The sequence below is a fragment of the Actinomadura sp. SCN-SB genome (assembly GCF_043906805.1).
GTDB lineage: Bacteria > Actinomycetota > Actinomycetes > Streptosporangiales > Streptosporangiaceae > Spirillospora.
This window is the reverse complement of record NZ_JBIMPP010000068.1, coordinates 1-18,195: the sequence shown is the minus strand read 5'-3', so window position 1 is coordinate 18,195 and position 18,195 is coordinate 1. Positions and strand designations below refer to the sequence as shown.

Sequence of the window (18,195 nt, the reverse complement as noted above, 5' to 3'; positions counted from 1 at the left end):
ACGAGAGCTTACTTCGGCGCCGTCTCCAGCGCGGGCGTGCCGTCACGGCGGGGGGCGAGGCGGCGGAGGCTGCCGCGTGGCGCCGCCAGCGCTCCCACGGCCAGGGCGGCGAGCATGGCCACCAAACCGCCCAGAACGATGGTCATACGGGGGCCGAACGCCTCGGAGAGCCAGCCGATCATCGGGGCGCCCAGCGGGTTGGTGCCGAGGAAGACGAACATGTACAGCGCCATGACCCGGCCGCGCATCTCCGGCGCCACGCTCAGCTGCATCGTGGCGTTGGCGGAGGTGGTGAACGTCATCAGCACGATGCCCGTGGGCACCAGCAGGACCAGGAACGACCAGTAGAACGGCATCACGCCGGTGATCATCTCCAGCGCTCCGAACAGCGCCGCCGCCCCCACCAGCAGCCGCAGCCGGGGCCGGGACGCGCGCCGCGCCGCCAGCAGCGCTCCGCTGAGCGCGCCGAGCGCGAGCATGCTGGAGGCCAGCCCGAACGATGACGCTCCACTGTGGAAGACCTGCCTGGCCACCAGCGCCGTGGTGATCTGGAAGTTCATCCCGAACGTGGCGACCATCCCGACCAGCACGAGCACCAGCAGCAGATCGCGGCGCCCGCGCACGTACCGCAGGCCCTCGACGAGCTGGCCCTTGGCGCGCTTGACCGGTTCGGACGGGTTCAGCTCGCTCGTGCGCATGGCGTACAGGCCGAACAGCACGGCGCCGAACGAGGCCGCGTTCAGCAGGAACACCGGGCCGGTGCCGAGCATGGCGATCAGCACGCCGGCCACGGCGGGCCCGACCAGGCGGGCGCCGTTGAACGTGGCGCTGTTGAGCGCGATGGCGTTGGGCAGGTCGCGCGGTCCGACCATCTCGACCACGAACGACTGGCGGCTGGGGTTGTCGATCACGGTGGCCAGCCCGAGCCCGAACGCCAGCAGGTACACGTGCCAGACCCGCGCGGTGCCGGTGACCGCGAGCACTCCCAGGATCAGCGCGAGCAGCCCCATGGACGCCTGCGTGATCATCAGCACCCGGCGCTTGGGGTAGCGGTCGGCGACCACGCCGCCCCAGAGGCCGAACAGCAGCATCGGCAGGAACTGCAATCCGGTCGTGATCCCCAGCGCGGTGCCGCTGCCGTGGGTGAGGTCCAGGACGAGCCAGTCCTGGGCGACCCGCTGCATCCAGGTCCCGGTGTTGGACACGACCTGGCCGGACGCGTACAACCGGTAGTTGCGGACGCGCAGGGACCGGAACATGCCACCGGTTTTCCCCGTATCGGGCGTCTTTCCCGTGCCGGTGGGCTCTCCCGGGGTCAGGAGCGGCTGATCTTGTCCAGGATCGGGGCCGCCCGCCTCAGGATCTCCCTCTCCTCCGCGCTCAGCTCGGCCAGCCTCCGGGACAGCCACGCCTCCTTGTGGCGCCGTCCCTCCGCCAGGATCGTCTTGCCGGCCTCGGTGGCGCTCAGCACCACCTGCCGGCCGTCCGTCGGATGCGGGCTGCGCTCCACCAGGCCGCGCTCCTCCAGGTACGCGATCACCCGGGTCATCGAGGGCGGCTGCACCTTCTCGTGGTCGGCCAGTTCCCGCGGCGTCATCGAGCCGTGCCGCTCGATGGCCGCGAGCGCGGCGGACTGGGTGAGCGAGAGATCCCCTTCGGGGCCTTCGCCCGACGCCCTCAGGGTGCGCAGGCGGCGCGACAGCCGGGCGATCGAGATGCGCAGGTCTTCGGCCAGGCCCGGGGCTCTGCCCCGGGTGCGCCGTGGGTTGGTTGGCGTGCTCATGGTCGTTCGCAGAAGTCATTGCTTTTGCTAACGATACGCCGGGCGGGGCTATTCCGCGAACGCGCCGCGGCCCAGGGGGCCGCCGGCCGTCCGCACCACCCGCCCGGCGCCCGTGACGCGAGCGACTTCAACCTCCGATCGCTGCTGGTGAGGCCGTCGGAACCCCATCGTGCCACGCGGCGGCGCCGATCTCAGACACCCAGCAGCTCCCGCAGCGGGGTCAGCGCGAAGTAGATCACGAACAGCGCCGCGATCAGCCACATCAGCGGGTGGATCTGGGCGACCCTGCCGCGCACCGCCTTGATCGCCACATACGAGACGAAGCCGGCCCCGATGCCCGCGGTGATCGAGTACGTGAACGGCATCAGCACGATGGTGAGGAACGCGGGGATCGCCACCTCGTAGTCGTTGAAGTCGATGGCGCGGATCTGCGCGACCATCAGGAACCCGACCACCACCAGCGCGGGCGAGGCCGCCTCGAACGGCACGACGCTGACCAGCGGCGCCAGGAACATCGCCAGCAGGAACAGCGCCCCGGTGACCACACTGGCCAGCCCGGTGCGGGCGCCCTCGCCGACACCGGCCGCCGACTCGACGTAGGTGGTGTTGGACGACACCGAGGCCGCGCCGCCCGCCGCGGCGCCGACCGAGTCGACCAGCAGCACGTTGCGGATGCCCGGCAGGTTGCCGTCGTCGTCGAGCAGGTCGCCCTCCGCCCCGACGCCCACGACCGTGCCCATCGTGTCGAAGAAGTCGGCCAGCATGACCGTGAACACGAACAGCAGCGCCGCCGTCACCCCGACCCGCTCGAAGCTGCCGAGCAGGCTGAACTGGCCGAGCAGGCTCAGATCGGGAGTGCTGACGACCTTGTCCGGCAGCTCGGGGACGTTCAGCTGCCAGCCGTCGGGGTTGATCCGCGGCCGCCCGTCCGGGCCCCTGCCCTGGTTGAACGGGCCCACGTTCGCGATCGCCTGCACGACGATCGCGACCACGGTGGTGACCAGGATGCCGATCAGGATCGCGCCCCTGACCCTGCGGGCCACCAGCAGGACGGTCAGCAGCAGGCCGAACACGAACACCGCCGTGGGCCAGCCGGACAGGCTTCCCGTCGCGCCGAGCTGGAGCGGCACCGACGACTCGCCGAGCAGGCCGGGGATGCGCCGCACGAACCCCGCGTCCACCAGCCCGATCAGCGCGATGAACAGCCCGATCCCGACCGCGATCGCCGTCTTCAGCGGGGCGGGGATGGCGTGGAACACCGCCGTCCGGAACCCGGTCAGCACCAGCACGGTGATGACCAGGCCCTCCAGCACGATGATGCCCATCGCGTCCTCCCACGACATGTCCGTGACGAGGGTGAACGCGACGACCGCGTTGAGCCCGAGCCCGGCCGCGAGGGCGAACGGGTACCGCCCGACCAGGCCCATGAGCAGCGACAGCACCCCGGCGACCAGCGCGGTCGCGGCCGCCACCAGGGGGATGGCGGCGCCCGGCTCGGACACGTCCCCGACGAACTGGCCGTCGTGGTCGGCCACCGTGCCGATGATCAGCGGGTTGAGGACCACGATGTAGCCCATGGTGAAGAACGTGGCGAGTCCGCCACGGACCTCCCGCGCCACGGTCGACCCGCGCTCGGAGATCTTGAAGTACCGGTCGAGGGCGTTCCGCGGGGCCCGTTCCTTGGCGTCTGCAGCGTCGTCAACGGTCACGGGCGCAGGGTGACAGACCGAAGCGCTCGAAAGGAACCCCTCAAGGCACCGAAATGGCAACGGATCGGCAAGCGAGGACGATTTCTTCCGCCGGGGCTCGGGCGGGCGCGCCCTCCGCCGCGCGCGGGCGTCTGACTAGGCTGATCACATGACCCGTGCCCGCAGGCCCGATCCGCCGCCGATGCGGACCAACGACGTCCGCATCGCCGCGGCGGGCACCGCGGGCTGGACGGTCGCGCTCGTCGTGCTGCTGATCGTGGATCTGCCGCCGTCCGACCGGTGGTGGCTGTGGACGTGCGTGGCGGGCATCGCCATCGGCGTCTTCGGCGTCTGGTACATCCCCCGCCTCCAGGCGAGCCGCGCCCGCCAGGCCGAGGCCCGCGCCGCCCGCCGCGCCCAGCGGCCGGAGGACCGGGCCGGCTGAGACTCCGGCCGAGCTGAGCGGCTAAGGCTCGTCCAGGTCCGCCTCGGCCTGAAGGGTCGGCAGCGCATCGGGGTCGCGCAGCAGCGTCTCGGCCAGGAGCCTGTCCTCCCACCGGCCCGCCGCCCACGCGAGCGCCCTGGCCAGTCCCCACGGGCCGTCCGCGTGGACCTCACCGTCGTCGCCGTACCACCAGGGGACGGCCTGCCCGTCCACGACCAGGGATTCGTGCTCGACGTACGACCCGGGCGCCTCCGGCAGGACCGCCCGTACCGCGGGGGGAACGGGCCGCCGCGTCCCCGCCGACTCGACCTCGCCGGGGATCTCCTCGCCGGCCAGGGGCAGGTCGAGGAGTTCGGCGAGCGTCCCCGCCCGGCCGCCCGCCGCGATCACCAGCGGCTGGCCGGCGAGCAGCGGCAGCGCGTCGGGACGGTCCAGGACGAGCGCGTCCACGGCGTCGGCCACCTCCACCTCGCCGTCCACGATCGCCCGGACGCGTTCCGGCGGCTCCACACCGTCCCCGCCGGCGGTGTGCGCGTCGGCGAGGGCCGTCCACAGGGCGCTCAGGTGCTCCCTCGGGACGGTACGGGACGGGTCGCCGAGGCGTTCCAGCAGTTCCCGCGTCCCGTCCGGCTCGTCCAGCAGCTCGGCCAGGGAGGTCCGGACGCCGAGGGCGAGGAGCAGTTCCCGATCCCTGGGCGCGCCCGCCGGGACGGGGTCGTACAGCCCGTCGAGCAGGTCGTCGCCGTCCGGCCCGCCGAGGCGGAACTCGCCGGGGCGCCGCCCGTCCAGCACGGGGTGGGCGCGCAGCCACCAGGCCGTGTAGGAGGGGACGGAGACGCGCCGCCCGTCGTGCAGCAGCACGTGGGCGGGCTGGACGATCGCGGCACGCCAGGGCGGCGCGGCCAGCAGGCTCAGCGCCCGGTCCCAGTCCCCGACCAGCTCCAGGTCCCTGACCGCCCGGAACTCGGGGACGATCGGCGGCACCTCCTGCGGGCCCAGCCGTTCCAGGACGTGCTCGGCCCACGCGTCCTCGCCGTCCAGGTCGTACTCCTCGGCGAGGTCGGCGAGCGCGGAGAGGCCGACGTCCTCGGCGCGCGCGAGCGCGAACCCGTCCAGGACGCCGGCCGCCGCCAGCGGTCCGGTGCCCCACCGCTCCACCGGCTCGTCCGCCACGACGCCGAACGGCGCGTCCGCCGCCATCACCTCGCGCAGCGGGCTGCCGGGCAGGAGCAGCTCACCGGCCGGGTAGAGATCGCCGTCGGTGCCGGGCAGCGCCAGCTCCGCCAGCCACGGTTCCTCGCCGGGCTCCAGGCCCGCCGCCGCGACGAGGCTCAGCACCGCCGACGCGATCTCCTCCGGCTCCTCGGCCTCGTACGACCCCTCCACGGCGGCCCGCACGGCGGGGTCGGCGAGGACGGCGCGCGGCCCCGCCTCCACGGCGCCCAGCCGGAGCAGCAGCGGATGCACCGCGTCCGGATGCACGAACCGCGGGCCCAGAACGCCCAGCCCGGCCGGATCGACACCGTCCGCCGCGACGAGCAGGCCGCGGGGCCCTCGGACGACCCGTACGTCGCGTCCCGGTTCGTCCTTCGCCGCCGCCTCCGGCGCCAGCGGAACGGGCAGCGCGCCCAGCGCGTCCGTGGGGGCGTCCGCGAGCGCCGCGTACAGGCGCCGCCACCAGTCCGGGGGCCGATCGAGCGCGGCGAGCTCGTCCACGACGTCGGCCAGCTCCACGCGCCGCACACCCAGCGCGTCGAGGGCCTTGTGCCGCACCGGCCATCCGCTCGGCAGCAGTCCCGGGACGACCGCCTCGCCCGCCAGGAGATCGATCAGGGGGAAGGGCGCGTCCAGCGCCACCGCGTCCCGTCCCCGGACCCGGGTCTCCTCCTCGCCCGGGACGGGCAGCAGCGGCACCTCGGGGACACGGGCCAAGACCGCCCTGCGGATCCGCGCGTCCAGCTCACCTTCGGCCACCGGGCCGGGGATCAGGTCCAGCAGGCGCGGGGTCGCCGGCAGCCCGCGCAGCAGGGACGTGTACGCCTCGGCGGCGCGCTCCACCAGGAAGTCGGTGAGGGGTCCGGGCGCGACATGGCGGCGGTCGGGCGCGAGCGGGAAGGACGCGATCAGCAGGGCGGGCAGCCCCAGCCGCTCGTCGCTGGGCGTCGGGGCGTGCACGACCCCCGGCACCCCATCGGGAAGCCCCGTGCCGGCCTCGGGAAGGGCCCAGCGGACCTGCCAGCCGGGACGGCCGCGCTCCTCCACGGGACGATCGGCCAGCAGCTCCGGCGGCGCCTGCCCGTGCGCCTCCGCCGTCCGCCACGGCAGCCCGTCGATCACCACCGTCCCGTCCGGGCCCTTCTCGGCCGTCAGCGTCCTGACGCGGGCGCCGCCGACCTCGATCTCGACCGTGGTGAGCGCGGGCAGGGCGAGCAGCAGCGCGGGACCCGCCTGCTCAAGCTGCGCCCGCACGGACGCGACGGCCGCGGCGTCGCGCAACGGCAACCGCACGACCGTGTCGAACCCCTCCGGGACCTCCGCCGGCGCCGTCGCCGGAACCGCGAAGGGCAGCCGCAGCACCGGCACCTGCCCCCCGCGCCGCTCCAGCTCCCCGGCCAGCGAGGGGACGTCCCTCACCAGCTCCCGAGCCCGCTTCCGGGACCACTCGACGCCCGCGCGGCCGAGATCTCCCGCCTCGGCGGGCTCCAGGGCCGAGGTGATGGACGGGCTGTCGCTGACGGCGATGACGGCGGCGAAGCCCACACCGAAGCGGCCCGTGGTCTCCGGCTCGTCGCGCTTGGCGGACGCCCGGAGCGTGGACAGGGACTCCACTCCGGCGGCGTCCAGGGGCCGGCCGGTGTTGGCGGCGGTCAGGACCGGCGGGCCGTCCCCGCCCCCGTCGTCCAGGACGAGGCGGAGGCGGCCGGGGACGCCCGCGCGCAGGGCGGCGTCGGCGGCGTTCTGCGCCAGCTCGATCACGACCCGGTCGCGGTAACCGCCGAGGGCGTAGTCCTCCTCCGCGTTGGCGTCCTCACGGAAGCGCGCCGGGGACTCGGCCCACGCCCGCAGGACCCGTTCGCGGAGCGCCCCGGTGCCGAACGGATCGGAAGCCGTGCCGGTCACGCACACCCCTCACAAGAACGATCATCATCATGGCGGCCGGTCATGGCGGCCGAGGGGCACCGTCCGGGGCGGTCAGCTGTGCCCCAGCGCCTCCTCGGCCTCCAGGTCACGGGGGAGCTCGACCGCGCTGGCCCGTTCCTCGGCCGGCTCGGCGGCCTCCGCGTCGCGCTCTGCCTCGGCGTCGCCGGTCGGGACGATGTCGTAGCCGAGCTCGTCGATCACCGGGGGGCCGTGCTCGGACGCCGGCGGGATCACCACCGCCTCGGAATGGGCGCCGCAGCCGTGGTCGGCGGAGACCACCCGCCCGTCGTCGGGGGCGTACTCGTTGGCGCACACCCCGAAGACCTGGCGGAGCTCACCCGCGAGCGGCACGAAGAAGCCGCAGGTGGAGCACTGGGCCGGGGCGGAGATCGCGATGGGGGCGCGGGGGCCGGCGATGCCCTCGTACCAGCGCGTGGCGGCCTCGTCCCGCCCCTGCCGGGACAGGACGCGGGGACGGCCGAGGCCGAGCTCCCAGTGGGTCGCCCGGTCGATCGAGTCGTCAACCTCGGTGAAGCCGGGCGCGAGCCGGACGTCGTCGGCGGGGGTCGGCAGCAGGTCGCCGGGCCCCAGGTCGCCGGGACGCAGCCGTTCGAGCCACGGCACCCATTCGGGCGCGAGCAGCGCGTCCTCGCCGGGGAGCAGCACGACCTCGTCGACGGTCACCTGCTTGGCGCGCGCCGCCCTGGCGACCGTGACCGCCCAGCGCCACCCCCGGTACGCCGGGTCGAGGCAGTCGAAATAGTGCGTGACCACTCGGTCTCCCTCGGCCCTCAGGCCGAGATGCTCCCCGACCGGCAGGGGGCGCGCCGTCTCCTCCGCCGCCTCGCGTGCGAGGTCGATCGCGTCCGCAGCGGCGGCGTCGACGGCAGGGGTACGGGTGCGGCGCGCGGGCCCGCTGGTGGCGCGCGCGGTGGAGGAACGCGCGGAACTGGACTGACGGAGTGGGCTCACGTTCCAATTCTCGCCCATGCGAAGGCGTGACCGCGCACATCACCCTCCCACTTTCGTTTCCTCGCCGGGTGACGGCGCCACGGCCACGGGAACGTACCCTGCATCGTGTGCCCTGGTCTTCCTGCTGGGGAGGGATGAGCCTGATGGGATTGCGGGCGGGGACCGAGGCGGCGGGGCGAGCCCTGCGCACCGGCGCGCGCCGCACGGCTCGCGCCGCGCGGTCGGCGAGCCGTGGCGTCCGCGGCGTGGGCGGGCTGGCCCGGCGGGTCGCCCACGCCCAGGGCGCGGGGCAGAGCGGCCTGGGACGCCTCATCGAGATCTCCGCGCTCAACTCGGCCGGGGACGCGATGCTCACCGTCGCCCTGGCGGGAACGCTGTTCTTCGGGCTGGACGTGGAGCAGGCCCGCGGCCAGGTCGCCCTCTACCTGCTGGTCAGCATGGCCCCGTTCGCGCTGGTGGCCCCGCTGATCGGGCCCGTTCTGGACCGGATGAGCCATGCCCGCAGGTTCGCGATGGCGGGCACGTTCGGCGCCCGCGGCCTGCTCTGCTGGGGCATGGCCGGCGCCGTCCTGCACGGGGACGAGATCACCTTCCTGCCCGCCGCCTTCGGGGTGCTGGTGCTGTCCAAGGCGTTCGGCGTGCTGCGCGCGGCGGTGACCCCGCGGGTGCTGCCCGACCAGATCACGCTGGTGACGGCGAACGCCCGGTCCGCGTTCGCCGGGCTGATCGCCGCCTCGGTCACGGTGCCGGTCGCCGCCGCGCTGGGCACGCTGATCGGCGCCGACTGGCTGCTGCGCATCGCCACGGTGACGTTCCTCGCGGGCGCCCTGTTCAGCATGGGGCTGCCCCGGCACGCCGACGTCCCCGAACCGGAGCCGGAGCCCGAGGCGAAGCCGGAGCCGGAAGCTCGCGGCGACTCGGGCGGCGAACCCGGCAAGGCCCGTGAGGGCGAGCGGCGGCGCCGCCGGCCGCGTCCGCTCCTGCGGGTCGAGCCGGTGGTGGCCGAGGCGATGCTGGCCAACGCCGCGCTGCGCGCCTTCTCCGGCTTCCTGATCCTCTACCTGGCCTTCCTGCTGCGCGAGGAGTCGTTCGAGCCCGTGTCCGGCAACGTGGCGCTGGGCCTGCTCGCCGCCGCGGCCGGGGCGGGCGGCATGGCGGGCACCTCGCTGGGCGCCTGGATGAAGGCCCGCGCGCCCCGCGCCATCGTGCGGAGCACGCTGGCGTTCGTCACGGCCGCCGCCGCGGTGGCCGCCGCCCTGTTCGGGCTCTGGGCGGCGCTGGGGGTGGCGGCCGCGGCCGGTCTCGGCCAGTCCCTCGGGAAGCTGTCCATGGACGCCGTGGTGCAGCGCGAGATCGGCGAGGACGTGCGGTCGTCCACGTTCGCGGTCTCCGAGACCCTGCACCAGCTCGTGTGGGTGCTCGGCGGCCTGCTCGGGCTCGGGCTGTCGATCGTCGCGGACGGGCGGCCGGCGATGTCGATCGTCGCGGCCGCCCTCGCGGCGGCCCTGGCGCTGCTGATCCTCCGGGACCGCCGGAGGGAGGCCACGCCCCGCGCACGCCGCAGGGAGCGCGGGGAGCCGAAGCGGAAGCCTCCGGCGCGCCGCGCCGATCCGCACCCGGCCGAGGCCCACCACGGCGAACCCCATCCCGGCCCCGCCCCCTAGACCGCCTGCGCGCGTCCCGGACGGTCCCGCGGTCAGGGGTTCAGGTCGTCCGCCACCGCGCGCAGCACCGTCGCGATCTTCTTGGCCTCGCCCGGCGACGGGTGCTTGCCCCTGCGATAGGTGTTGGAGATCCCGTCGAGGAGTTTGATCAGGTCCTCGACGATCACCACCATCTCGTCGGGCTTCTTGCGGCGGGCCTTGGCCACCGACTTCTCCACCGACGGCAGTGTCTCCAGGACGCGCACCGACAGGGCCTGCTGGCCGCGTCTCCCCTCGACGACCCCGAACTCCACGCGCTGTCCCGGCTTCAGCGTGGAGACCGTATTGGGAAGCGCGGAGGAATGCACGAAGACCTCACCACCGTCATCGCGGGTGAGGAAGCCGAAACCCTTGTCGGCGTCGTACCACTTGACCTTGCCAGTGGGCACGGGAGACCTCGTTTAGCTCTCGTCCTGAATTGGGCTAAAGATTAGTGCCTCGCCACGAAGCGGTGAAAGCGACGACCGCTGCGAGCCGACGCACCGAAGCTATCGGTACACGACCTGGGCGGCATCCGAATATCCGACGGTTCGGACGGATCCGGCGACCACCCTTCTCATCCCGGTCTACCCCCGCCGGTGGCGAACGTGCCGAGCCAGCCAGGGAAGGCCAGCAGGTCGGGAAGGACCACGTCGGCCCCGTAGGAGGTGAGCGCGACGGCGTCGAACGCCCCGGTGGCGACGGCGACCGAGAGCGCCCCGGCGGCGCGTGCCGCGTCCACGTCGCCCGTGTGGTCGCCGACGTAGGCGGACGCGCCGTGCAGGCGCAGCGCGGCGGCCTTCTCCGTCCCGAACAGGCCGCCCACGACCCCGTCCACCGGAAGGTCCAGGAACCGGACCGTGCGCTCGGTGTCGGCCTGGTTCTTACCGGAGACGACGACGACACGGGCCCCCTGCGCGCGGACGGCCTCCAGCGCCTCCGCGGCGCCCGGCATCGGGACGGTGGCGGGCACCGCGATGCCCGCGTACAGGGCGCGGTAACGCTCGGCCATGGCGGGGACGTCCGCCGGCGGGAACCAGTAGGCCAGTTCCGTCTCCAGCGGCGGGCCGATGCGCGCGACGACGGCGGCGACGTCGATGGCGACGCCGGTCTCGGCGGCCAGCGCCTCGTACACCGCTCCGATCGCGTCACGGGTGTCGGCCAGCGTCATGTCGAGATCGAACCCGACCACGGTCCCCGGGCTCCCGATCGCCGGGACGGGTCCGATGTCGGCAATTCGCGTCGCATCTGGCTCCAGCACGTTCCACAGGGTAAAGGGATGGGTATGGCGGCATTGCCACGCGGGTGTGCCTGCTGGGAAGCCGGAGCGCCGCGGGCGGCCACGACGCTCCGGCCGCTGGGCAGGGCATCACCCGGTCTGCCTGGCCGTACACCGGATGCCCGTGCGCGGACGTGCACCCGCGCTCCCCCGGTAGTGGCGATGCGACGGGATCCGAGTGAGGGAGCGCGGGAGTCTTGTGAGCGATAAGTTGTGATTTCTACGTATTCGAAGCTGTAATTCCGTACTGTCCGAAACGTGCTTTCCTTGATGCATATACCCCTGCCCCTGGCCACGAACCTCCGACCAGGCAAAACACCGGGCTCGACACCACCACGACCATCCCAAGAGGGCACCGCCATGGCCGACGACCATGACCGATTCACGGACCAGCAGACCACTGAGGCCCCCGAAACGGCGGCCTCCGGCGCCGCGACGGCCGTCCCTCAAGCGCCCCGCCACGCGCCGGGCGTCGCGTCTCACATGCCCCCGCCCGCAGGGGACGCGGGTTCGGCGGCGAAGGCCGAGCCGGGCGCGAGCCGGTTCGGCGCCGTGCGCAAGCGGGCCGTGCGCGTCCTCACCACGGCCGTCTCCGCCGTCACCACGGTGGTGGTGGCGACGCTCGCGGTGCACATCGTGTTCGTGGCCTTCGAGGCCAATCCCGCCAACGAGATCGTGAACACGGTCGCCGAGTGGGCCGAGGGCATGGCCTGGGAGTTCAAGGACGTCTTCCAGCCCTCCGACCCCAAGGCGGGGATCGCGGTGAACTACGGCCTGGCCGCCGTCGTGTACCTGGTGATCGGGCGGCTGCTGGCCGGCCTGATCCGCCACCTGGACTGACCGGTCCGGCCCCGCGGCGGGGCGCGGCGCGTGTCAGCTCATCAGGTCGCGGCCGGGGAACCGTACGGTCTCGAACGGCCAGGCGGTGGTGACCCACTCGCGCACGAACTCCTCCAGCTCCTTCTCGATGCTGGGGTCCTCCTCGTCCGCGCGCACCCAGAACACCACCACGGCATCGGCCGAGGGCGAGTCGGACGGGGCGACGTGGATCCGCCCGAGCTGCCGTTCCTCGTCCGGCGTCATCACCGCGTAGCTGAACGAGCGCCGTAGCTGCCCCTCCTTCTGCAGCCACGCGACGTCGATCAGCGCCTGCTCGAAGGTGAACCGGCCGTCCGGCCACCCCCACTCCGGCCCGAACCGGCCCTCAAGCTGTTCCAGGCTGCCCCGCACCGCGTCGTAGTCCTTCACGACGTCATGGATGGCGATGGGGCGGATCCGGAACCTGGGCCCGGCGACCAGGGTGGGCACGACGAAGTCCTCCGGCAGGAAGGTCCCCCGACCTCCCTTCCGCGGAGTTACGAACATCGTCACCCCTTCCGGCGGACGCCCCTTCCGGCGTTAGGGACGTCGTCCCAAGAACTTTAGCCGCCCGCCGTCCGGTGCGAGCCGCATCACGAATTCGGGCGCGCCGTCACGCGTGGCCGGAAACCCCGGGCCGCCATGCCGTACTGTGCTGTCGGAGGACTAGACGACCATGACGATGACCACGCGCGAGCGGATCGTGAGCGAGTCGCTTCGGCTGTTCGCCGACCGCGGCTACGCCGCCACCTCCGTCGCGGAGATCGAGGCCGCGGCGGGGCTGTCGCCCGGGGCCGGGGGCCTGTACCGGCACTTCCGTTCCAAGGAGGAGGTGCTGGCGTCCGCCATCCGCGAGCACATCGAGCGGACCCGCAAACAGATCAGCGACGTCCTGCGGCACGCCTCCGCCTACCAGGACCGGCCGCTGGAGATCCGGCTGCGGATGACCTGCCAGGCGGGCCTGGCGAAGATGCGCGAGGAGCAGGACCTCGTCCGGGTGCTGTTCCGCGACCTCGACCAGTTCCCGCATCTGGTCTCCGAGATGCGCGAGGGGATCGTCAACCCGCTGTACGACGGCATCGCCACCTGGCTGTCGAAGCAACCGGAGTACCAGGGCCTGGACGAGGACTGGCCGGCGATCGCCTCGATCCTGGGCGGTGCCGTGGTCAACTACTGGCTGGCCAACGAGTCGCTGTACGAGCCCCCGACCCGCATAGACGAGACACGGTTCGTCGAGGCGTGGGCACGGCTGGGCCTGGGCCTGGTCACCGTGGACCGCGCCCCCGCAACCGACACCCACGCCGCTAGCTGACTACCGCCGCCAGCCGACACGGCCACGCACCCGCCAACGGATGCGCGTTCCGCACGCAGGCCCCTCGGATCGCCTCCACCCAGCCCGCCCGCGTGTGACCCAGCCCGATGCGCCGACCCGCATCGGGCACGCCCAGCGGCTCCTACCCTGGTGACAGGTGCCCGCACGTTCACCTGCACGCGCAGGCGTACGGACACCGCCACGAGGTGGGGAGAGGGATGGAATCGTTCGCGGACTGGCTGCGCGCACGCGAGGACGCGGCACTGCGCGCGCTGCTGGCCGCGAGGCCGGAACTGGTCACGCCCGTCCCCGCCGACCTGACCGCGCTGGCCGCCCGCGCGGGCACACCCGTCGCCATCTCGCGCGCCCTCGACCGCCTGGACCGTTTCACCCTGGCCGTGCTCGAAGCGCTGCTGGTCCTCCCCCGTCCCGTGTCGCCGAACGACCTCGCCGACGCCATGGACGCCACCCAGGACGATGTGCGCCAAGCCCTCGAACGCCTCGAACGGCACGCGTTGATCTGGGAGAACGGAGGCGGCGGCGCGTTCGCCCCCGCACCCGGGGTCCGGCCGCAGCTACCGCACCCCGCGGGCCTGGGACCGCCCGTGCGGGAGGTCTTCGCCGGCTACACCACCGAGCGGCTGGCCGCCATCATCACCGACCTGGAGGGCGAGGAGCCGCGCGGGTTCGCCGACTCCGCGGGCCTGCTGGATCGCCTGAGCGCCCTTCTCGCCGCCCCCGAACGGCTCATCGAGGACGCGGGCCCCGAAGCCAGAGCCGCCCTCCTGCAACTCGCCTGGGGCCCTCCCGTGGGCCGTGTGGCGGACGCCCGGCGTCCCGTACGGGTCGGAACGGCCACCACCCCCATCGAACGGCTCCTGGCGCGCGGGCTGCTCGCCGCCGAGGACGACCGGACCGTCACCCTCCCCCGGGAGGTCGGGCTCCACCTGCGCGAGGGAAGGCTCTTCCGGGACGTCCCCGCACACCCGCCCGAACTCACCGGAAGCGTCTCCACCCCGGGCGGCGGTGACGGGGACGAACTGGCCGTCAGGACGGCCGCGGGAGAGGCGTTCACCACCGTGCGGCTCGTCGAGGAACTCCTGGAGCGGTGGGGCACCGAGCCCCCGCCCGTCCTGCGCAGCGGCGGCCTCGCGGTCCGTGACCTGCGGGCCGTCGCGACCCTCCTGGACGTGGAGGAGTGGCGCGCGGCGCTGCTGACCGAGGTCGCCTACGCCACCGGGCTGCTGACCCGCAGCGGCACCGTGGACGGCGAGTGGCTGCCCACGCCCGCCTACGACCTGTGGCTGGCGCGCGACACCGCCGGGCGCTGGACGGAGCTGGCCCGGGGCTGGCTGACGTCCGACCGCGTCCCCGGCCTGGCCGGTGAACGCGACGACCGCGACCGGATGATCAACGCGCTGAGCGAGGCCACCGTGCGCAGCAGCGCGCCCGCCCTTCGCGCCGCCGTCCTGAACGTCCTCGCCTCGGCGGGCCCCGGCCTGGCGGTGGACGAGGAGTCGATCCGCGCCCGGCTGTCCTGGCTGCATCCGCGCCGCACGGGCGCCCTGCGCGACCGCCTGATCGGCTGGACGTTGCGGGAGGCCGCCGCGCTGGGCCTCACCGGCTTCGGACGCCTCGCCCCGTACGCGCGGGACCTCCTGGACGGCCACGACCCCGAGCCCGGCCTGCGGAAGCACCTGCCGGAACCGGTCGACGAGATCGTCATCCAGGCGGACCTGACGGCGGTCGCACCCGGCCCCCTCGTCACCGAGCTGGCCCGGGAACTGGCGCTGTCGGCCGACGTCGAGTCGACCGGCGGCGCCACCGTGTACCGGTTCACGCCCACCTCGATCCGCCGGGCCCTGGACGCGGGCCGTACCGCGGCCGAGCTCACCGAGCTGCTGTCCCGGCACTCGGTGACGCCGCTCCCCCAACCCCTCACCTACCTGATCGAGGACGTGGCACGCCGCCACGGGCACCTGCGGGTCGGCTCGCTCACCTCGTACGTGCGCGGCGACTCGCCCGCCGTCCTCGACGAGATCCTCGCCGACCGCCGCTCGGGCACACTGCGCGCCCACCGGCTGGCGCCGACCGTCCTGGCGTCCGCGCTGCCCCGGGGCGAGCTGCTGGACGCCCTGCGCGGGATGGGCCTGGCCCCGGTCGCCGAGGAGCCCGGCGGCGGGATCATCATCACCCGCCCGGACGTGCTGCGCGCCGACCCGCCGCCCACCGCCGAGGTCGTCCGTGTCAGGCCGGGCGGCGCCACCGCCGACGATTCCATGATCGCCGCCGCGGTGCGGGCGCTGCGCGCCGGGGACGAGGCCGCCCGGCACGGCGCCGAGCAGGCCCGGCGGCGCGGCGACGCCCCTTCCGGCGAACCGCCCCGCTCGCCCGCCGCCGCCACCGTGGAACGGCTGCGCGCGGCCGTCCAGAGCGGCACCCGCGTCTGGATCGGCTACCTGGACCAGCAGGGCCAGTCCTCCAGCCGCATCGTGGAGCCGGTACGGGTCGAAGGCGGCTTCCTGACGGGGTACGACGCCACCCGCGCCGCCGTCCACCGGTTCGCCCTGCACCGCATCACCGGCGTCGCCGAACTCGACGAGGACTCCTGACGCACGGATTCGCCACGGGATTGAACCAACGGCTAGCCTGCACGGTCCAATCACCAAAGCGGCATTACGCGAAAATCCGGACAGCCCTGGGGTGAGGCGTTCCTGGGGTGAGGCGTTCCGGCGTACGGGAGGTGGCCAATGAGCGGATACGACGAGCAGCCACCCGCCTGGAACGACCCCTACGGGCCGGATCCATACGGGCAAGCACAGGGCTGGAACGACCCCTACGGCCCCGGCACACAGCCAAGCTGGGGCGCCTACGGCCAGCCCTCCGGATACGGCCCTCCAGGCGTACCCCGATCCGGCGGCGGCGCTCCAGGGTCCACCATCGCCGCGTTGATCTGCAACGCCCTGGCCACCGGGATGTGCTGCAACCTACTGGCGATCCCCGGCATCATCACCGCGGCCCTCGCGATGAACCGGAGCCAGACCGACCCCAACAGCACCCGTACGCTCACAACCTGGAGCTGGGTCATCTTCGCGGTCGCCCTCGTCCTGCAGATCGCCCTGTTCATCGTCATCGGCGTCCTGGACGCCGTCAACGGGTCCGACTACGACGGCGTCTAGGCGGCCACCGCTCCCCGGGGAAGAGGGAACCGTTCCGCGCCGTTGGTAGAAGTGGCCGCGTTACCCTGCGCTCCGCACGCCCCGCCCTCGGGTAGCGTGCAGCACCTGATGCCCAGGGGCCGGGACGGGCCAACGGGCCATCCACACCGAACGCCTGATGGGGGCTGCCTGCCGTGTCCGACGGACCGCTCATCGTCCAGTCCGACAAGACCCTGCTGCTCGAAGTCGACCACGTCCTGGCCGACGAGTGCCGCAAGGAGATCGCGCCGTTCGCCGAACTGGAACGGGCGCCCGAGCACATGCACACGTACCGCATCACCCCGCTGGCCCTGTGGAACGCCCGCGCCGCCGGACACGATGCCGAGCAGGTCGTGGACACGCTCCTGAAGTTCTCCCGCTACCCCGTCCCGCACGCCCTGCTGGTGGACGTGGCCGACACCATGGCCCGGTACGGGCGGCTGCGCCTGGAGAAGCACCCGTCCTACGGCCTCGTCATGCACTCTTCGGACCGGTCCGTCCTGGAGGAGGTGCTGCGGTCCAAGAAGCTGAAGGGCATGCTGGGCGAACGGATCGGGGACGACTCGGTCGTCGTCCACCCCAGCGAACGCGGCGCGCTCAAGCAGAACCTGCTCAAAATCGGCTGGCCCGCCGAGGACCTCGCCGGGTACGTGGACGGCGAGGCGCACCCCATCTCCCTGGTCGAGGACGGCTGGACGCTGCGCTCCTACCAGCGGGACGCCGCCGACGCGTTCTGGCACGGCGGCTCCGGCGTCGTCGTCCTGCCCTGTGGAGCGGGCAAGACCATCGTCGGCGCCGCCGCCATGGCACGGGCCGAGGCCACCACGCTGATCCTGGTCACCAACACCGTGTCCGCCCACCAGTGGAAGCAGGAACTGCTGCGCCGCACGTCCCTCACCGAGGACGAGATCGGCGAGTACACCGGCACCAAGAAGGAGGTCCGCCCGGTCACCATCGCCACGTACCAGATCATGACGACGCGGCGGAAGGGCGCCTACACCCACCTGGAGCTGTTCGACGCCCGCGACTGGGGCCTGGTCGTGTACGACGAGGTCCACCTGCTGCCCGCGCCGATCTTCCGGATGACCGCCGACCTCCAGGCCCGCCGCCGCCTCGGCCTCACCGCCACCCTCGTCCGCGAGGACGCCCGCGAAGGCGACGTGTTCTCCCTCATCGGACCCAAGCGGTACGACGCGCCGTGGAAGGACATGGAGTCGCAGGGCTGGATCGCACCCGCCGACTGCGTCGAGGTCCGCGTCACCCTCACCGACTCCGAACGGCTCGCGTACGCCACCGCCGACCCCGACGAGCGCTACCGCTTCTGCGCCACCACCGGCACCAAGACCCGCCTCGTGCAGGCCCTCGTCGACCGCCACCGCGGCGAGCAGACCCTCGTCATCGGCCAGTACATCGACCAGCTCGACGAACTCGGCGAGCTGCTCGACGCCCCGGTCATCAAGGGCGAGACCCGCGTCGGCGAACGCGAACGCCTCTTCGACGCCTTCCGCGCCGGCGAGATCGGCGTGCTGGTGGTGTCCAAGGTCGCCAACTTCTCCATCGACCTGCCCGAGGCCACCGTCGCGATCCAGGTCTCCGGCGCGTACGGCTCCCGGCAGGAAGAAGCACAACGCCTGGGACGCCTGCTACGCCCCAAAACCTCAGGACAGACCGCCCGCTTCTACGCCGTCGTGGCCCGCGACACCCTGGACCAGGACTACGCCGCCCACCGCCAACGCTTCCTGGCCGAACAAGGCTACGCCTACCGCATCATCGACGCCGACACCGTCCTGGCCGGAGACGACATCTAACCGCACACGGCCTTCACCAACAAAACAACC

The 18,195-nt window shown here is 73.2% G+C and carries 15 protein-coding genes; 7 read left to right on the top strand and 8 right to left on the bottom strand.

Annotated features, from left to right (window positions below; translation table 11 throughout):
• Window positions 1-8: 8 nt before the first annotated feature.
• The 3 genes from ACGWYJ_RS31790 to ACGWYJ_RS31780 form a co-directional block, all read right to left on the bottom strand.
• Window positions 9-1,259 (bottom strand): MFS transporter, encoded by a 1,251-nt coding sequence (locus ACGWYJ_RS31790; protein WP_395110133.1) that lies wholly within the window; start codon window positions 1,257-1,259, stop codon window positions 9-11.
• 56 nt (window positions 1,260-1,315) lie between these two features.
• Window positions 1,316-1,783 carry a MarR family winged helix-turn-helix transcriptional regulator gene (locus ACGWYJ_RS31785; RefSeq protein WP_395110132.1) on the bottom strand — a complete coding sequence of 156 codons (468 nt, stop codon included), beginning with the start codon at window positions 1,781-1,783 and terminating at the stop codon, window positions 1,316-1,318.
• Between the two features lie 191 nt (window positions 1,784-1,974).
• Window positions 1,975-3,492, bottom strand: coding sequence for an NCS2 family permease (locus ACGWYJ_RS31780; RefSeq protein WP_395110131.1), 1,518 nt, complete (start codon window positions 3,490-3,492; stop codon window positions 1,975-1,977).
• A gap of 148 nt (window positions 3,493-3,640) precedes the next feature.
• Here ACGWYJ_RS31780 and ACGWYJ_RS31775 point away from each other — a divergent pair, with 148 nt between their 5' ends.
• The gene (locus tag ACGWYJ_RS31775; RefSeq protein WP_395110130.1) at window positions 3,641-3,916 is read left to right on the top strand and encodes a DUF2530 domain-containing protein; all 276 of its coding nucleotides are present in this window, start codon (window positions 3,641-3,643) and stop codon (window positions 3,914-3,916) included.
• A 21-nt stretch (window positions 3,917-3,937) separates the two neighbouring features.
• Here the strand turns inward: ACGWYJ_RS31775 and ACGWYJ_RS31770 are convergent, their stop codons facing one another.
• Together ACGWYJ_RS31770 and ACGWYJ_RS31765 are read right to left on the bottom strand one after the other, a co-directional pair.
• On the bottom strand, window positions 3,938-7,036 hold the full coding sequence (locus ACGWYJ_RS31770; RefSeq protein WP_395110129.1) for a sacsin N-terminal ATP-binding-like domain-containing protein: 3,099 nt from the start codon (window positions 7,034-7,036) through the stop codon (window positions 3,938-3,940).
• Between the two features lie 72 nt (window positions 7,037-7,108).
• Window positions 7,109-7,918, bottom strand: coding sequence for a DUF3027 domain-containing protein (locus tag ACGWYJ_RS31765; protein WP_395110155.1), 810 nt, complete (start codon window positions 7,916-7,918; stop codon window positions 7,109-7,111).
• 245 nt (window positions 7,919-8,163) lie between these two features.
• On the opposite strand from ACGWYJ_RS31765, the gene ACGWYJ_RS31760 reads away from it, so the two are divergent.
• Window positions 8,164-9,693: an MFS transporter gene (locus ACGWYJ_RS31760; protein WP_395110128.1), complete on the top strand. Its 1,530-nt coding sequence runs from the start codon at window positions 8,164-8,166 to the stop codon at window positions 9,691-9,693.
• Between the two features lie 32 nt (window positions 9,694-9,725).
• Here ACGWYJ_RS31760 and ACGWYJ_RS31755 read toward each other — a convergent pair whose 3' ends face one another.
• Complete coding sequence (locus tag ACGWYJ_RS31755) at window positions 9,726-10,121, bottom strand: cold-shock protein (RefSeq protein ID WP_395110127.1); 396 nt, start codon at window positions 10,119-10,121, stop codon at window positions 9,726-9,728.
• A gap of 167 nt (window positions 10,122-10,288) precedes the next feature.
• Entirely contained in the window at window positions 10,289-10,972 is a 684-nt protein-coding gene (locus ACGWYJ_RS31750; protein WP_395110126.1) for an HAD family hydrolase, read from the bottom strand.
• 378 nt (window positions 10,973-11,350) lie between these two features.
• Between ACGWYJ_RS31750 and ACGWYJ_RS31745 the strand changes: the two genes are divergently transcribed.
• Window positions 11,351-11,830, top strand: a complete 480-nt coding sequence (locus ACGWYJ_RS31745) for a hypothetical protein (RefSeq protein WP_395110125.1) — start codon at window positions 11,351-11,353, stop codon at window positions 11,828-11,830.
• A gap of 33 nt (window positions 11,831-11,863) precedes the next feature.
• On the opposite strand, the gene ACGWYJ_RS31740 is transcribed toward ACGWYJ_RS31745, so the two are convergent.
• Window positions 11,864-12,298, bottom strand: coding sequence for a GNAT family N-acetyltransferase (locus ACGWYJ_RS31740; RefSeq protein WP_395110124.1), 435 nt, complete (start codon window positions 12,296-12,298; stop codon window positions 11,864-11,866).
• Between the two features lie 226 nt (window positions 12,299-12,524).
• Between ACGWYJ_RS31740 and ACGWYJ_RS31735 the strand changes: the two genes are divergently transcribed.
• From ACGWYJ_RS31735 to ACGWYJ_RS31720, 4 genes are all read left to right on the top strand, one after another.
• On the top strand, window positions 12,525-13,160 hold the full coding sequence (locus ACGWYJ_RS31735) for a TetR/AcrR family transcriptional regulator (RefSeq protein WP_395110123.1): 636 nt from the start codon (window positions 12,525-12,527) through the stop codon (window positions 13,158-13,160).
• A gap of 218 nt (window positions 13,161-13,378) precedes the next feature.
• Window positions 13,379-15,772 carry a helicase-associated domain-containing protein gene (locus ACGWYJ_RS31730; RefSeq protein ID WP_395110122.1) on the top strand — a complete coding sequence of 798 codons (2,394 nt, stop codon included), beginning with the start codon at window positions 13,379-13,381 and terminating at the stop codon, window positions 15,770-15,772.
• Window positions 15,773-15,910: 138 nt separating this feature from the next.
• Complete coding sequence (locus tag ACGWYJ_RS31725) at window positions 15,911-16,339, top strand: hypothetical protein (protein WP_395110121.1); 429 nt, start codon at window positions 15,911-15,913, stop codon at window positions 16,337-16,339.
• A gap of 173 nt (window positions 16,340-16,512) precedes the next feature.
• The gene (locus ACGWYJ_RS31720) at window positions 16,513-18,165 is read left to right on the top strand and encodes a DNA repair helicase XPB (RefSeq protein WP_395110120.1); all 1,653 of its coding nucleotides are present in this window, start codon (window positions 16,513-16,515) and stop codon (window positions 18,163-18,165) included.
• Window positions 18,166-18,195 lie beyond the last annotated feature (30 nt).

Excerpts from the sequence above, each read along its gene's own strand:
- ACGWYJ_RS31790 (WP_395110133.1), bottom strand. The coding sequence starts at position 1,259 with ATGTTCCGGTCCCTGCGCGTCCGCAACTACCGGTTGTACGCGTCCGGC.
- ACGWYJ_RS31785 (WP_395110132.1), bottom strand. The coding sequence starts at position 1,783 with ATGAGCACGCCAACCAACCCACGGCGCACCCGGGGCAGAGCCCCGGGC.
- ACGWYJ_RS31775 (WP_395110130.1), top strand. The coding sequence starts at position 3,641 with ATGACCCGTGCCCGCAGGCCCGATCCGCCGCCGATGCGGACCAACGAC.
- ACGWYJ_RS31760 (WP_395110128.1), top strand. The coding sequence starts at position 8,164 with ATGAGCCTGATGGGATTGCGGGCGGGGACCGAGGCGGCGGGGCGAGCC.
- ACGWYJ_RS31745 (WP_395110125.1), top strand. The coding sequence starts at position 11,351 with ATGGCCGACGACCATGACCGATTCACGGACCAGCAGACCACTGAGGCC.
- ACGWYJ_RS31735 (WP_395110123.1), top strand. The coding sequence starts at position 12,525 with ATGACGATGACCACGCGCGAGCGGATCGTGAGCGAGTCGCTTCGGCTG.
- ACGWYJ_RS31730 (WP_395110122.1), top strand. The coding sequence starts at position 13,379 with ATGGAATCGTTCGCGGACTGGCTGCGCGCACGCGAGGACGCGGCACTG.
- ACGWYJ_RS31725 (WP_395110121.1), top strand. The coding sequence starts at position 15,911 with ATGAGCGGATACGACGAGCAGCCACCCGCCTGGAACGACCCCTACGGG.